Source organism: Streptomyces yangpuensis (assembly GCF_024666385.1).
In the GTDB taxonomy this organism is placed as follows: domain Bacteria; phylum Actinomycetota; class Actinomycetes; order Streptomycetales; family Streptomycetaceae; genus Streptomyces; species Streptomyces yangpuensis.
This window is the reverse complement of record NZ_CP102514.1, coordinates 2,363,039-2,376,837: the sequence shown is the minus strand read 5'-3', so window position 1 is coordinate 2,376,837 and position 13,799 is coordinate 2,363,039. Positions and strand designations below refer to the sequence as shown.

Annotated in this window: 14 protein-coding genes; 5 read left to right on the top strand and 9 right to left on the bottom strand. The window is 72.5% G+C overall.

Annotated elements, in window-relative coordinates:
• The first annotated feature begins 53 nt into the window (after positions 1-53).
• Positions 54-710 (top strand): pirin family protein, encoded by a 657-nt coding sequence (locus NRK68_RS10930; RefSeq protein WP_183065223.1) that lies wholly within the window; start codon positions 54-56, stop codon positions 708-710.
• Between the two features lie 23 nt (positions 711-733).
• Here the strand turns inward: NRK68_RS10930 and NRK68_RS10925 are convergent, their stop codons facing one another.
• Positions 734-1,552, bottom strand: coding sequence for a serine hydrolase domain-containing protein (locus tag NRK68_RS10925; RefSeq protein WP_183065606.1), 819 nt, complete (start codon positions 1,550-1,552; stop codon positions 734-736).
• 78 nt (positions 1,553-1,630) lie between these two features.
• On the opposite strand from NRK68_RS10925, the gene NRK68_RS10920 reads away from it, so the two are divergent.
• Positions 1,631-2,047, top strand: a complete 417-nt coding sequence (locus tag NRK68_RS10920; RefSeq protein ID WP_183065222.1) for a MerR family transcriptional regulator — start codon at positions 1,631-1,633, stop codon at positions 2,045-2,047.
• On the top strand, positions 2,044-3,066 hold the full coding sequence (locus NRK68_RS10915) for an aldo/keto reductase (protein WP_257855688.1): 1,023 nt from the start codon (positions 2,044-2,046) through the stop codon (positions 3,064-3,066). The genes NRK68_RS10920 and NRK68_RS10915 overlap by 4 nt, the downstream gene beginning before the upstream one ends.
• 15 nt (positions 3,067-3,081) lie before the next feature.
• Here the strand turns inward: NRK68_RS10915 and NRK68_RS10910 are convergent, their stop codons facing one another.
• The 6 genes from NRK68_RS10910 to NRK68_RS10885 all read right to left on the bottom strand — a co-directional run bounded on the left by NRK68_RS10910 (position 3,082) and on the right by NRK68_RS10885 (position 8,314).
• Positions 3,082-3,993, bottom strand: a complete 912-nt coding sequence (locus tag NRK68_RS10910) for an ABC-2 membrane transporter-related protein (protein ID WP_257855687.1) — start codon at positions 3,991-3,993, stop codon at positions 3,082-3,084.
• On the bottom strand, positions 3,990-4,877 hold the full coding sequence (locus tag NRK68_RS10905) for an ABC transporter ATP-binding protein (protein ID WP_257855686.1): 888 nt from the start codon (positions 4,875-4,877) through the stop codon (positions 3,990-3,992). The genes NRK68_RS10910 and NRK68_RS10905 overlap by 4 nt, the downstream gene beginning before the upstream one ends.
• Positions 4,874-5,260, bottom strand: coding sequence for a GntR family transcriptional regulator (locus NRK68_RS10900; RefSeq protein ID WP_257857819.1), 387 nt, complete (start codon positions 5,258-5,260; stop codon positions 4,874-4,876). The genes NRK68_RS10905 and NRK68_RS10900 overlap by 4 nt, the downstream gene beginning before the upstream one ends.
• A gap of 98 nt (positions 5,261-5,358) precedes the next feature.
• Complete coding sequence (locus NRK68_RS10895) at positions 5,359-6,204, bottom strand: DUF4429 domain-containing protein (RefSeq protein WP_183065218.1); 846 nt, start codon at positions 6,202-6,204, stop codon at positions 5,359-5,361.
• Positions 6,205-6,279: 75 nt separating this feature from the next.
• Positions 6,280-7,509, bottom strand: coding sequence for an alpha/beta hydrolase (locus tag NRK68_RS10890; protein WP_257857818.1), 1,230 nt, complete (start codon positions 7,507-7,509; stop codon positions 6,280-6,282).
• Between the two features lie 148 nt (positions 7,510-7,657).
• Positions 7,658-8,314, bottom strand: a complete 657-nt coding sequence (locus tag NRK68_RS10885; protein WP_444465704.1) for a TetR/AcrR family transcriptional regulator — start codon at positions 8,312-8,314, stop codon at positions 7,658-7,660.
• A 462-nt stretch (positions 8,315-8,776) separates the two neighbouring features.
• Here NRK68_RS10885 and NRK68_RS10880 point away from each other — a divergent pair, with 462 nt between their 5' ends.
• Positions 8,777-9,232, top strand: a complete 456-nt coding sequence (locus NRK68_RS10880; RefSeq protein ID WP_183065217.1) for a peptidase inhibitor family I36 protein — start codon at positions 8,777-8,779, stop codon at positions 9,230-9,232.
• Here the strand turns inward: NRK68_RS10880 and NRK68_RS10875 are convergent.
• Positions 9,213-9,992 (bottom strand): potassium channel family protein, encoded by a 780-nt coding sequence (locus NRK68_RS10875; RefSeq protein WP_257855685.1) that lies wholly within the window; start codon positions 9,990-9,992, stop codon positions 9,213-9,215. The genes NRK68_RS10880 and NRK68_RS10875 overlap by 20 nt on opposite strands.
• Before the next feature lie 81 nt (positions 9,993-10,073).
• The gene (gene aceE, locus NRK68_RS10870; RefSeq protein WP_257855684.1) at positions 10,074-12,806 is read right to left on the bottom strand and encodes a pyruvate dehydrogenase (acetyl-transferring), homodimeric type; all 2,733 of its coding nucleotides are present in this window, start codon (positions 12,804-12,806) and stop codon (positions 10,074-10,076) included.
• 491 nt (positions 12,807-13,297) lie between these two features.
• Between aceE and NRK68_RS10865 the strand changes: the two genes are divergently transcribed.
• Positions 13,298-13,726 carry a DUF3052 domain-containing protein gene (locus NRK68_RS10865; protein ID WP_030841248.1) on the top strand — a complete coding sequence of 143 codons (429 nt, stop codon included), beginning with the start codon at positions 13,298-13,300 and terminating at the stop codon, positions 13,724-13,726.
• Positions 13,727-13,799: the final 73 nt, after the last annotated feature.

The following is a 13,799-nucleotide window of genomic DNA, read 5'->3' as shown; positions in this document are numbered from 1 at the left end:
GGTCCCGTGTCCGCGCCCGGCCCCGTCCCGCGGCTGGGGCTACCGTGGCCCTCATGATTGATGTACGCCGAGGCGCCGAACGGTACGAGGGAGGGGACCCGGCCGCCGGGATCACCACCCGGCACGCCTTCTCCTTCGGGTCCTTCTACGACCCGGACAACCTGCGCTTCGGTCCCGTCCTGGCCTGCAACGAGGAGACCCTCGCGGCCGGCGCGGGCTTCGACGAGCACCCGCACAGCCACACCGAGATCGTGACCTGGGTGATCGACGGCGAGCTCACCCACCAGGACAGCACCGGGGAGAAGAGCCTCGTCCGGCCCGGTGACGTGCAGCGGCTCAGCGCCGGATCCGGGGCGCGCCACGTCGAGCGCAACGACGGCGACCGGCCGCTGCGCTTCGTGCAGATGTGGCTCTCGCCGCTCGCCGCGGGCGGCGACCCCTCGTACGAGGTGCTGCGGGGCGTCCCCGACGGCACGCCCTACGAGGTCCGCGCGGCCGGGGCCGCGCTGCACGTGCGGCGGCCGGGCGCGGGCGAGCGGGTCGCCGTACCGGCCGCCGAGCGGGTGTACCTGCACGTCGTACGCGGGGACCTGCGGCTGGACGGGGCGGAGCTGGGCCCGGGGGACTCGGCGCGGATCACCGCCGAGAAGGGGCTGGAGATCGTCGCCGGGTCCCCGGGGGAACTGCTGATCTGGGAACTGCCGGGCTAAGGGGTGTCCCTGCACGCCCCCGCTCAGGCGGAGCGCAGTTCGGTCAGGACCGCGTCGGTGAACGGGGTCCAGGCCTCGGTCGCCCACGGGCCGAAGGGCCGGTCCGTCAGCGCCACGCACGCGGCGCGCGCGTCCGGGTCCACCCACAGGAAGGTGCCGGCCTGGCCGAAGTGGCCGAAGGTACGCGGGGAGGAGGTCAGGCCCGTCCAGTGCGGGGACTTGCCGTCGCGGATCTCCATGCCGAGGCCCCAGTCGTTGGGGGACTGGCTGCCGTACCCCGGCAGGACGCCCTTGAGCCCCGGGTGGACGACGGAGGTGGCCTCGGCGACGGTGCGGACGTCGAGCAGCCGGGGCGCCTGCAGTTCGGCGGCGAAGCGCAGCAGGTCGGAGACGGTGGAGACGCCGTCCTTGGCGGGCGACCCGTCCAGGGTGGTCGACGCCATGCCCAGCGGCTCGAAGACGGCCTGGTGCACGTACTCCGCGAAGGGGATGCCGGTGGCCTTGGCGATGTGGTCGCCGAGCTCCTCGAAGCCCGCGTTCGAGTACAGCCGGCGGGTACCGGGCGCGGCCATGGCGCGGTGCTCGTCGAAGGCCAGGCCGCTGGTGTGCGCGAGCAGGTGACGGACCGTCGACCCTTCGGGCCCGGCCGGTTCGTCCAGCTCGATCGCCCCTTCCTCGTACGCGACGAGGGCGGCGTACGCGGCGAGCGGCTTGGTGACCGACGCCAGCGCGAAGCGGTGGTCGACGGGCCCGTGCGAGCCGGCGAGGCTCCCGTCGGCACGTACGACGGCCGCGGCGGCGGTGTCCACGGGCCAGGTCTCGATGATCCGCAGGCTTTCCATGCCGCTCACGGCGTCCTTGCTGTCCATGCGGCCGAGCCTACTTGCTTGGAGTGCACTCGAGGGTTCTAGCGTGGGGCCATGAGCCAGAGCGGGAGCCGGAGCCAGAGCCTGACGCAGACGCGGTACACGATCAGCGAGGTGGAGGCCCGGACCGGTCTGAGCCGGCACACCCTGCGCTGGTACGAGCGGATCGGCCTGATGCCGCACGTGGACCGCTCGCACTCGGGTCAGCGGCGCTTCACCGACAAGGACCTCGACTGGCTGGGCTTCGTGGGCAAGCTGCGCGCCACGGGGATGTCGGTGGCGGACATGGTCCGCTACGCCGAGCTGGTCCGCGAGGGCGAGCACACCGTCGGGGAACGCCGTGACCTGCTGGAACGGACACGGAGCGAGGTGCGGGCGCGGATGGCGGAGCTGACGGACGCGCTGGCCGTACTGGATTACAAGATCGACATGTACGCGATGAAGACGGTCTCGGGGAAGGGACGGCAATGACGGAGTACGCAGACACCCTGGAGCAGGCCGAACTCGGCAGGGGCGGCCCGCTGGTCGGCGTCCAGGGCCTGGGCTGCATGGGCATGAGCGAGTTCTACGGCGACACCGACGAGCCGGCCGCCCGGGAGACCCTGGAGGCGGCGCTGGACGCCGGGGTCACCCTCTTCGACACGGCGGACGTCTACGGCCGCGGCCGCAACGAGGAGTTCCTGGCCCCGTTCGTGGCCGCGCACCGGGACGGGATCACGCTGGCGACGAAGTTCGCCATGGAGCGCAATGACGACCCGGCCTACCGGGGCGTCCGCAACGACCGCGCGTACGTCCGCGCCTCCGTCGAGGGCAGCCTGCGCCGGCTCGGCGTGGACGTCATCGACCTCTACTACATGCACCGGCGCGACCCGGCCGTCCCGTTCGCCGAGTCGGTGGGCGCCATGGCGGAGCTGGTGCGGGAGGGCAAGGTGCGCCACCTCGGGCTGAGCGAGGTCACCGGCGCGGAGCTGCGCGAGGCGCACGCCGTGCACCCGATCGCGGCGCTCCAGTCGGAGTGGTCGCTGTTCAGCCGGGACGTGGAGCGCAGCGCGGTGGCCGCGGCGGCGGAGCTGGGCGTGGCCTTCGTGCCGTACTCCCCGCTCGGCCGGGGCTTCCTGACCGGGGCCTTCGCGGACGCGTCGGCCGAGCTGTCGCGGGACGACTTCCGGCGCCACCAGCCGCGGTTCACCGGCGACAACGCGAAGGCCAACGCGGCGTTGCTGGACCCGGTCCGGGAGATCGCACGGGAGCTGGGTGCGACCCCCGCGCAGATCGCCCTCGCCTGGGTCCAGCAGCGTGCGGCGGTGCACGGGCTGACCGTGGTCCCGATCCCGGGCACCCGCCGGGCGGAGCGACTGCGCGAGAACGTCGCGGCGGCCCGGATCACGCTCACGCCGGCGCAGCTGGCGCTGCTGGAGCCGATCGCGGCGCAGGTCGCCGGGGACCGCTACCCGGACATGACCTTCACCTCGGCGGCCCGGGAGGAGTGACCGCGGCCCGTCCCCTCAGGGGTGGCGCTTCCGCAGCACCGCGAAGGCACCCCAGAGGGCGAGGGCGGCCAGGACCAGGACGATGCCCGTCTCGACGGACTGGGTCGGCCAGTAGTGGGCGTACGGGTGGTAGTCGACGTACTGCCTGGTCACATCCAGTTCGGCGGGGCACAGGTCGTGGCTGCTGGAGCGCGGGCAGGCCCATTCGGGCAGGCGCCCGCCGGAGGACGTGATGAAGCCGAAGTCGGTGGTGAAGGCGTCCCGCGGCGGATGCGGAAACGGGATCCCCAGGGGGGAGGTGACGGTCCGGGTGGACAGGAAGGACCAGCGCAGGGCGCCGAGCACCGCCATCACCAGGCCGGTGACCAGCCCGGTGACCGCCATCGCGGCGACCGTGCGCCGTACGAGCTGGCCCACCAGTGCTCCGACGGCCACGCCGAGGAGGCAGTACGCGGGGAGCACCGTGCCCAGCGTCGCGTAGGGCCCCGGTTCCGACCACGAGTAGTGGTCCATGGCGGAAAGGGGCAGCCGGCCGAACTGGTGGATCTGGCCGAAGGCGGCCGCACTGGCCACGGCGGCCACTGCCGCCGCGACGACCTTCGAGGCGAGCCAGGACTTCGGCGTCGACGACTGAGTCAGGGCCAGGCGGTAGGTGCCGCTCTCCAGTTCGCGGGCGACCATCGGGCCGGCGACGAACGCCCCCGCCAGCAAGGGCAGGAGCAGTGCGGCGAGCCCGCCGTATCCCATGGGCTCCCGCAGGTCGCGCAACGGGTCGGTGCCGGTCGGGGCGCTCGCCCCGGCGGCCTGCCACCGGAGCGCGACCACAGCGGCCAGGCTCGCGGCGACGGCGGCGGCCAGGGCCCACAGCGCGAGCCGGTGCTGGCGGACGGTGACCCAGTGCGGGCCCTTCAGGGTCAGCATGCTCATGCCCGCACCGCCTCGGCGGTGCGGGGGCCGATGGTGAGGGCCGGCGCGCCGGGGGAGCGCAGATGGGCGAGCAGGAGTTCCTCCAGTGACGGGTGGGCCGTCTGCCAGGTGCCGGCGTCGAGCGGGCCGTGCGGCCTCGCGAGGGCCGTGAGCAGGCGTCCGCTCGTCCGTGACTCGACGACGGTGTGGGATGCCAGGTCGTCGACGGCCGCTGCGGGTCCGGTGACCAGCCGGTGTGCCGCGACGATGTCGTCGACAGGGCCGGAGAGACGGATGCGGCCGCCGTCGACGAGCAGCAGGTGGTCGCAGACGTTCTCCAGTTCGGCGACGATGTGCGAGGACATCACCACGGACGTGCCGTGGTCGGCGGCGTCGGCCATCAGCGCCCCCATCAGCCGGTGCCGGGCCAGTGGGTCGAGGTCCGCCATCGGTTCGTCCAGCAGGAGCAGGCTGGGGCGTTTGCCGAGGGCGAGGGCCAGGGCGACCCGGGTGCGCTGGCCGCCGGAGAGGGACCGGATCCGGGCGCTGCCGTCGAGGCCGCCCTCCCCGACGATCCGCTCGGCGCTCTGCGCGTCCCAGCGGCCCGGGTTGAGCTCGCGTCCCATGCGGAGGGTCTCGTCCACGGTCAGCTGCGGATAGAGGGGCTTGTCCTGGCCGACGTACGCCGTCTCCTCGCGCGGCGGTGCGCCGATGGTGCCCTCGGTCGGGCGGAGCAGGCCCGCGGCGAGCGCCAGCAGGGTCGACTTGCCCGCGCCGTTGGGGCCGACGAGCGCGCACACGCTGTGGGCCGGCAGCCGGAAGGAGCAGTCGCGCAGGGCCCAGCCGCGCCGTCGTGCGTAGCGCACGCCCAGCCCCGTCGCCTCGATCACCGGATCGTCCGTCACGTGTCGTCCCCCTTGAAGTGTTGGTCCAGTACGGAAGTGAAGAGCGCGGCCACGTCGTCCCGTTCCATCCCCGCGGCGCTCGCGCGCCGTGCCCACTCGGCCAGTTCCGCGCGCAGGGGCGAGTCGGCCGGGGCGCCCCCCAGGGACCTGCGCACGAAGGTGCCCATGCCCCGGCGTCCCTCCACCAGGCCCTCGCGCTCCAGCTCCCGATAGGCCTTGAGCACCGTGTTCGGGTTGATGGCCGTCGCCTCGACGACCTCGCGCGCGGTGGGCAGCTGATCGCCGGGTGCAAGCAGGCCCAGGCGCAGGGCCTGCTTGGTCTGGTGGACGATCTGCAGGTAGGTGGCCATGCCGCTGCGCCGGTCGATGCGGTACTCCAGCACGTCCAGCACCCTTTCACTAGTCAAGTAGTGAAAGGGTGCCGCGCGGGGCACCGCATGTCAACGGGCTTTTCTCCCGGGCGTGTTGAGGGCGACTGGTGCTACTGGTGCGACTCGGCGGTGAAGCGGTCTCGGAGGGTGGCGTACTCGACGTCGGTCAGGAGGCCGGCCGAGTAGAGCTCGCTCAGGTGCCGCAGCCGCTCGTCGCCGGAGCGGCCGCGGGCCGCGGCGACCGGGGTGCGGCTGCGCGTGGCGGCCAGGACGGCCGCGGCGAACGGCAGCGACTCGTGCACCGCCCCGTAGCCCACGCCGAAGACGGCCGTCGAGAGGTCGTGGTCGGGGCGGGGGTCGGCCGGGGTCTGCCGGGGCTCGCGCAGCAGCAGCCGCAGGTGACCGCCGGCGCCGCCCGGGGAGCGCCATTCGACGCCGGCCAGCTCGGCCAGCGGGTACTGCTGGTCGCCCGCCTTCCACTTCGTGCCCGTGGCGCCGGTGCGCGACCACTGGAAGGCGACCGAGGAGCCGTCGAAGCCCACCCGCGCGTCGTGCGCCTTCAGCTGGAGCGGCGGCTCCGGTACGTCGACCAGGAAGCGCGGGGCCGGCTCGGCGGCGTCCGGCCCGAGCCGGGAGCGCAGGGCGGCGGCGAACGCCGCGGCCGATGTCGCGCGCTCGCCCGGCAGCACCATCCGGTACGGGTCGCACGCCTCCTTGAGCTGACCCGCGGCGGCCTCCATCAGCGGATCGGCGCCGGGGCGCGGGACGGCACGCAGAACCACCGTGTCCCGCCTTCCGGCGGTCACGGTCACGGTGGACACCGCTTCCAGGGGAATCCGGCGCGAACCCAGCGCTTGCCACAGTCTCGGCGTTCGCATCCCCCGTGCGAAGCGGATGAGCACCGAGTCCGAGTCGAACTCCCAGACGGCATGGTTTCCGGCCAGTACGTCACCCATGCGCCACATGGTAAAGGGAGCCACCCCCGTGCGTCCCCCTCGATGCAGTGGCCGATTTCCGCGCCTCTACGCGCGTCAGTCCTGCTCTGTCCCGGAAATTCCGCGTCGGCACACGTCGTCGCCGGTCGCGCACACAATGGAAGCGAAGCTGCCGGTTCCGATCTTGGCGAAGTTGGCGACCGAATCCGTACCTGGCGCGAAATAGCCGGTGTGGCTCTTGGCCCTGGCCGAGGAGAGCAGCCGCGCGCCGAACTCCGGGGACACCGGATCGGCGCCGTGGCCCACACCGCCGAGCTCCAGGTGCGGCACGTCCGCGATCCAGTCGCCCTCGTCGCGGGTCGCCCAGACCCGGGCCGAGGTGCGCAGGTCCTGGACGTTCTCCGCCCGCATGCCGGGGCTGCCCGCCACCACCACGTCCGTGACCCGCCTGGGCAGCTCGCGTGCGGCGACCCCGCACACCACCGACCCGTAGCTGTGGCAGAACAGCGCCACGCTGGAGTTCCCGGGCAGGGACACCGTCAGGTCCTTCAGGCGGACGGCGCCGTCGAAGGCCATCCGGCCCGTGGCGGCGTCCACGCCGACCCCGGTGGGGGAGGTGTAGCCGGCCCAGGCGATGACCGCCGTCCGGCTCTTCGGCGAGGCCGCCCGCTCGGCCCCGTACAGCGCCTCGGCCATGCCGACCGGGGAGGTCAGCCGGCGCTGGGTGCGCTCGAAGGTGAGGAGGTCGGTGTCCACGCCCGGAACGATCACCGAGACCCGCTCGGCTTCGTCGAGGTCGCCGAAGACCTCGGCCACCCGGCCGCCGCCGGTGGGGTCGAAGGCGAGGATCTGCCGGCCCGGCTCGGCGAGCGAGGCGAAGCGGTGGGAACGCCGGGTGGCCTCGGCCCGGTCGGCCGGGGTCAGCGCGACGTCGCGGCTGCGGGCCTCCTCCACCAGGCGGGCCTTCTCCAGGCCGCGTTGGTTGGCCCGGTAGCGCGTGGTGACCGGCGCCCCGTCGAGGTTGCCCACGACGAGCGGGTGACCGTCGGCCAGACGGGCCCGCTGCGCACCGTCGAGGGCGGCGAAGAAGCGGGCCACCGTCCGCACGGGGGCGTCCGCCGGCGGCACCGGGCGGCCGTCCAACAGGGCCGTGGACCAGGCGTCGAGGGCGGCGGCCCGCAGCGGGGTGCCCCCCTCGGGCCGGTGCACGGCCGTCCAGCCGGTCGTCGCCAGCATGATGAAGACGACCGCCAGCGCGAGCAGGGTGCGCAGGGCGGCCGGGCGCGGGTCGGCGCCGGGAACGGTGGGGTGGGCGAGGCCGGGCAGATTCACTGGGACCAGCCTAGGAGACCGATTCCGGCCGCGGCGCGCCGGGTGACGGGGTTCACGCCCGACCGTGGGACCCCGTACGGGGTGGAGCCCGCGCCGCCGAACTTCGGGGGGAAGATCCGGAATGCCGCTTTTCGGTGGTGACTCAGCGCCAGCGTCCTGCCAGAGCTGGGGTGATGCCGTCGAGGTACGTGTCCGTCAGCCGGCGGATCGCCTCCACGCTGGTGTCGTCCCCCTGCCCCCAGAGCCGCCCCGTGACCCTCATCACTCCGAAGAACGCGGCGACGGCCACCCGGGGCCGCGGGTCGGCGTCCACGTCCAGGCCCTCGCGGGCGGCGATCAGCCGGGAGATCCGCTCCTCCAGGCCCGTGGAGCGCCGCAGGTGCACGGCGAGCAGGGCCGGCGTGGACTCGATCAGCCGGTAGCTGCGCATGTAGAGGTCGACCGGGACCACCCCGCCGAGGGCACCGTCGACCGTGTCCCACGCGGCGAGCACGGCGCCCCGCAGGGCTTCGAGGGGCCCCTCGGCCGGCGGCCGGGCGTGCAACTCCGCGACGAAGTGCGACTCCATCAGGTCCTGGACGGCGAAGACGACCTCTTCCTTGTTGGCGAAGTAGCGGAAGAAGGTGCGCTGGGACACGGCCACCGCGGCGGTGATCTCGTCGACGGTGGTGCGCTCGTACCCCTGGGACACGAAGAGCACGAGGGCGGCGCGCAGCAGCGCGCTCCGGGTGCGCCGTTTCTTGCGTTCGCGCAGTCCGGTCTCCCCGGTCACCGCGGTCCCCCCGGTCCCCCCGGTCACCGCGGTCCCCCCGGTCCCCGCGGTCCCCCCGGTCACCGCGGCCGCCGGGGCGGCCGGCGCCGTCCGCTCCTCGATCGTCACCGCCGGGCTCCTTTCTGACGCCGAGGGCGGTCAGAGTACCCGTGACCGACGGCGCGGCGGCCGATCCGCCGAGCCGTTTCGCGAAGGCGCGGCGACCCCGTCCGGTCACGCGATCGGGGGGTCGCGGATGACACGTTCGGGTCGGCCGTGAACGGCGTCCGCAGCCGTACCGGGGCGGGCGCGGGCCCGCCGCTAGGGCTTCCGGAGGGGTCAACTCCGTACGGGTGGACGGCCCGCCGGACGGTTCCGCCCGGGCTGTCGCCTATCAGGGTGGACCCGGCCGGCCCCTCTTCCGTACGACCGTCACCGCAGGTCAGCGTGGTGTCGGCGGAGCACCGGAAGCGGTCCGGGCGCCCGCCGTCCACAAGGAGTTGACCCGTCATGCGTACGTGTGGAATCACCCGCGTCATCCCCGCCCGCGTCATCCCCGCCCGAGCCACCACCGCCCGAGCCACCACCGCCCGCGTCACCGCCACCCTCGCCGCGACCGCCCTGGCCCTCACCGCCCTCATCCCGACCGCCGCCGGTACGGCGCACGCCGCGGGCCCGCCGGGCCTCGGGGCCTGTGCGAGCGGACAGCTGTGCCTGTGGGCGAAGCCGGACTTCAAGGGCACCCGGCAGACCCACGAGCTGAGCACCCTGGACATCAACAGCTGCACCGCCCTGCCCGCCGGCACCAGCGCCCAGTCTCTGGTCAACCGGACCGGGCGGCCGGTCACCACCTACCAGTCGGCGGAGTGCGCGGAGACCGGCGAGTTCCAGACCTATCCGGGCGACGGGGTCTGGCTGCCCCAGTCCCCGTACCAGGTACGCGCCTTCAAGGTGTGGGAGCGGTAGCCCCGCGCTGCGCCGGCGGGGCGGTGGCCGGGGCCGCCGTCCCGCCCAGCCGGGCGACCTCGCCGCGCAGCGCCCGTACCTCCGCCTGGAGTTCCAGGATCGCCGCCAGCTGGAGCCGCTCCGCCTGGTCGTCGCGCTCGAAGCGGGAGATGAACCACGCCGCGATGTTGGCGGTCACCACACCGAGCAGGGCGATCCCGGACAGCATCAGGCCGACCGCCAGGACCCGGCCGAGGCCGGTGGTGGGCGAGTGGTCGCCGTACCCGACCGTCGTCATCGTGGTGAAGGACCACCACACGGCGTCGCCCAGGTTCTTGATGTTCCCGTCGGGCGCGTCCCGCTCCACGCTCAGCACCGCCAGCGAGCCGAACATCATCAGCCCGACGACCGATCCGGCCACGTACGTCGTCAGCTGGATCTGCGGGGCCATCCGGGCCCGCCGGCCCACCAGCAGCAAGGTGGCCACGAGCCGCAGCAGCCGCAGCGGCTGCACGAGCGGCAGCACCACGGCCGCCAGGTCCAGCCAGTGGGTCCGTACGAACCGCCCGCGCTCCTCGGAGAGGGCCAGCCGCACCAGGTAGTCGGCGGCGAAGGCGCCCCACACCACCCACTCCACAGCGGTGCAGGCGCCGTGCACCCGCGCACTGGCGTCCGGAGCGACGATGGGCACGGCGTACGCCACGGCGAAGGCCACGGCGAGGACGAGCAGCGGGGTCTGGCTCCGCCGCTCCCAGAGCAGCCGGCGGGATGGTTCCTTCATGCGGAGCATCGTAGGCAACGCACAAAGGGGCGCGGGCCCCGGCCGGAGCCGGGACCCGCGCCCACGCCCGCCGCGAGGCGACTACGCGTCGCCGCCGGCCGCGCCCGGGTCCGCCGCCGCCACGTCGAGCAGCTGGTACTTGTCGACGGCCTGCTTCAGCACCGAGCGGTCCACCTTCCCCGCCTTGGCCAGCTCGGTCAGCGTCGCCAGCACCACCGACTGGGCGTCGATGTGGAAGAAGCGCCGGGCCGCACCGCGCGTGTCCGCGAAGCCGAAACCGTCCGCGCCCAGCGAGGTGTACGCGCCGGGCACCCACCGCGAGATCTGGTCCGGAACGGAGCGCATCCAGTCCGAGACCGCCACGAACGGCCCCTCGGCGCCCGACAGCTTCCGCGTCACATACGGCACGCGCTGCTCCTCCTCCGGGTGGAGCAGGTTGTACTCCTCCACCTCGACGGCCTCGCGCCGCAGCTCGTTCCAGGAGGTCGCCGACCAGACGTCCGCCCGGACGTTCCACTCCTCGGCGAGGATCCGCTGCGCCTCCAGCGCCCACGGCACCGCCACGCCGGACGCCATGATCTGCGCCCCGATGCCGCCCGCGGTGCCCTGCGAGACGCGGTGGATGCCCTTGAGGATGCCGTCCACGTCCACGTCCGCCGGCTCCGCCGGGTGCTGGATCGGCTCGTTGTAGACGGTCAGGTAGTAGAAGACGTCCTCCGCCTCCGGGCCGTACATCCGGCGCAGACCGTCCTGGACGATGTGCGCGATCTCGTACCCGTAGGCCGGGTCGTACGCCACACAGCCCGGGTTCGTCGAGGCCAGCAGCTGGGAGTGACCGTCCGCGTGCTGCAGGCCCTCACCCGTGAGGGTGGTCCGCCCGGCGGTCGCACCCAGCACGAAACCGCGCGCCAGCTGGTCGGCCATCTGCCAGAACTGGTCACCCGTGCGCTGGAAACCGAACATCGAGTAGAAGACGTAGACCGGGATCAGCGGCTCGCCGTGCGTCGCGTACGCCGAACCCGCCGCGATCAGCGAGGCCGTGCAGCCCGCCTCCGAGATGCCGTCGTGCAGCATCTGGCCCGTCGGGGACTCCTTGTACGCGAGCAGCAGGTCGCGGTCGACCGCCTCGTACTGCTGGCCCAGCGGGTTGTAGATCTTGGCGCTCGGGAAGAAGGCGTCCATACCGAAGGTCCGGTACTCGTCGGGCGCGATCAGCACGAACCGCTTGCCGATCTCCTTGTCCCGCATCAGGTCCTTGAGGATGCGGACGAAGGCCATCGTGGTGGCGATCGACTGGTGGCCCGAGCCCTTCTTCGCCGCCGCGTAGGTCTTCTCGTCCGGCAGCGGCAGCGGCTTGGCGCGCACCACACGGGTCGGCACGTAGCCGCCGTGCGCACTGCGCTGGTCGTGCATGTACTGGATCTCGGGCGAATTGCGGCCCGGGTGGTAGTACGGCGGCGCGCCGCTCTCCAGCTGCGCGTCCGTGATCGGGATGTGCAGCCGGTCGCGGAAGCCCTTGAGGTCGTCGACCGTCAGCTTCTTCATCTGGTGCGTGGCGTTGCGGCCCTCGAAGTTCGGACCCAGCGTCCAGCCCTTGACCGTCTGCGCCAGGATCACCGTCGGCTGGCCCTTGTGCGCCTTGGCCGCCGCATACGCCGCGTAGACCTTCTTGTGGTCGTGACCGCCGCGGCCCAGGTGCTGGATCTGGTAGTCGGTCATGTTCTCGACCATGGCGCGCAGCCGCTGGTCCCCGCCGAAGAAGTGCTCGCGGATGTACGCGCCCGACTCGGTGGCGTACGTCTGGAACTGCCCGTCGGGGGTGGAGTTCATCTTGTTGACCAGGATGCCGTCACGGTCCTGGGCCAGCAGCGGGTCCCAGGAGCGGTCCCAGATCAGCTTGATCACGTTCCAGCCGGCGCCCCGGAACTGCGACTCCAGCTCCTGGATGATCTTGCCGTTGCCGCGCACCGGACCGTCGAGGCGCTGCAGGTTGCAGTTCACGACGAAGGTCAGGTTGTCCAGGCCCTCGCGGGCGGCGATCGACAGCTGGCCGAGCGACTCGGGCTCGTCCATCTCGCCGTCGCCGAGATACGCCCAGACGTGGGACCTGGAGGTGTCCGCGATCCCGCGCGCCTCCATGTACCGGTTCATCCGGGCCTGGTAGATCGCCCCCAGCGGGCCGAGGCCCATCGAGACCGTCGGGAACTCCCAGAAGTCCGGCATCAGCCGCGGGTGCGGGTAGCTGGAGAGGCCGTACGGGGCCTTCGACTTCTCCTGGCGGAACGCGTCGAGCTGCTGCTCGGTGAGCCGGTCCAGGAGGTAGGCGCGGGCGTAGATGCCGGGGGAGGCGTGGCCCTGGAAGAAGATCTGGTCGCCGCCGTCGCCCTCGTCCTTGCCCCGGAAGAAGTGGTTGAAGCCCACGTCGTAGAGGGAGGCGGAGGAGGCGAAGGTCGCGATGTGGCCGCCGACGCCGATCCCGGGACGCTGGGCGCGCGAGACCATGACGGCCGCGTTCCACCGGGTGGCGTTCAGGACCTTGCGCTCGATCTCCTCGTTCCCGGGGAAGAACGGCTCGTCCTTGGTGGCGATCGTGTTGACGTAGTCCGTGCTGCGCATCTCGGGCACGGCCACACGCTTCTCGCGCGCCCGCTCGATCAGCCGCAGCATGAGGTAGCGGGCGCGTTCACGGCCCCGCTCGTCGACCGCTGCGTCCAGGGAGTCGAGCCACTCCTGGGTCTCCTCCGGATCGAAGTCCGGGACCTGACTCGGGAGGCCGCCAATGATGATCGGATTGCGATCGGATGCGGAAGCCACGCTGTTCCTTCGCTGTCGGGGAAGTCGTGCTGAGGTCGTCACTGGGGGGCGCCGCCTCCCATGGTCTTACGCTCGGCCGCCTTCGTCATCCGTACCAATGGGTAATCCCTGCGATCGACGGGGATGCCCGGCAGGGTGGAGGGGGCCCGGCGAAGTGCGGACGGGTCCGGTTCCGCGGTGCGGGGTGGCGGGTGCGACCAAACCGCAACCTTACGCCCAAGGCGGTCGCCGGCTCCGGGAGGCCGTTCGTCCCTCAAACAGGTAGGAAAGTCCTCATGCGATGCGAATGAGCTGGAATGGTGTGGGATGAATCACCAGAGGTGCACACGAGCACGCTGAAAGTTGCGGCGAGACGGCCGTAATCGTCACCGTTTCGACGGTCTCGGCGGCCGGGTACTTGCGCGATCCGCCGCGCCCGTGTGGACTACGCCCAATGCTGCGCGTACGCGCGCCGCCGAAGACATTCACCGAACATGAGCAGGAGGCACCCCGTGAGCGCGACCGCGGACCACGCGGAGAGCCTGGCCGCCCGGCTGGGTTTCCAGTCCGAACAGGTGGTCCAGGAGATCGGCTACGACGACGACGTCGATCAGGAATTCCGTGACCTCGTCGAAGAGCTCGTCGGCGAACTCGTCGACGAGGAGTACGACGACGTCGCCGACGCGGTTCTGCTGTGGTTCCGCGAGGACGACGGCGATCTGACGGACGCGCTGGTCGATGCCACCGAGCTGGTCGAGGACGGCGCACTGATCCTGCTGCTGACCCCCAAGACGGGCCGTGACGGCTACGTCGAGGCCAGCGACATCAGCGAGGCCGCCGAGACCGCCGGTCTTTCGCAGACCAGGAGCGTCAGCGTCGGCAAGGAGTGGGCCGCCACCAAGCTGGTGACCCCCAAGACCGCCGCCAAGTCCAAGCGCTGAGCCGCGCCCGCTGCCGAGCGGACACGCTTCCACACCCCGCCGACCAGGTGATCCCGGTCGGCGGGGTGTGTGC

Coding starts and splice junctions, on each gene's coding strand:
- NRK68_RS10930 (WP_183065223.1), top strand. CDS start 54: ATGATTGATGTACGCCGAGGCGCCGAACGGTACGAGGGAGGGGACCCG.
- NRK68_RS10925 (WP_183065606.1), bottom strand. CDS start 1,552: ATGGAAAGCCTGCGGATCATCGAGACCTGGCCCGTGGACACCGCCGCC.
- NRK68_RS10920 (WP_183065222.1), top strand. CDS start 1,631: ATGAGCCAGAGCGGGAGCCGGAGCCAGAGCCTGACGCAGACGCGGTAC.
- NRK68_RS10915 (WP_257855688.1), top strand. CDS start 2,044: ATGACGGAGTACGCAGACACCCTGGAGCAGGCCGAACTCGGCAGGGGC.
- NRK68_RS10910 (WP_257855687.1), bottom strand. CDS start 3,993: ATGAGCATGCTGACCCTGAAGGGCCCGCACTGGGTCACCGTCCGCCAG.
- NRK68_RS10895 (WP_183065218.1), bottom strand. CDS start 6,204: ATGGGTGACGTACTGGCCGGAAACCATGCCGTCTGGGAGTTCGACTCG.
- NRK68_RS10880 (WP_183065217.1), top strand. CDS start 8,777: ATGCGTACGTGTGGAATCACCCGCGTCATCCCCGCCCGCGTCATCCCC.
- NRK68_RS10875 (WP_257855685.1), bottom strand. CDS start 9,992: ATGAAGGAACCATCCCGCCGGCTGCTCTGGGAGCGGCGGAGCCAGACC.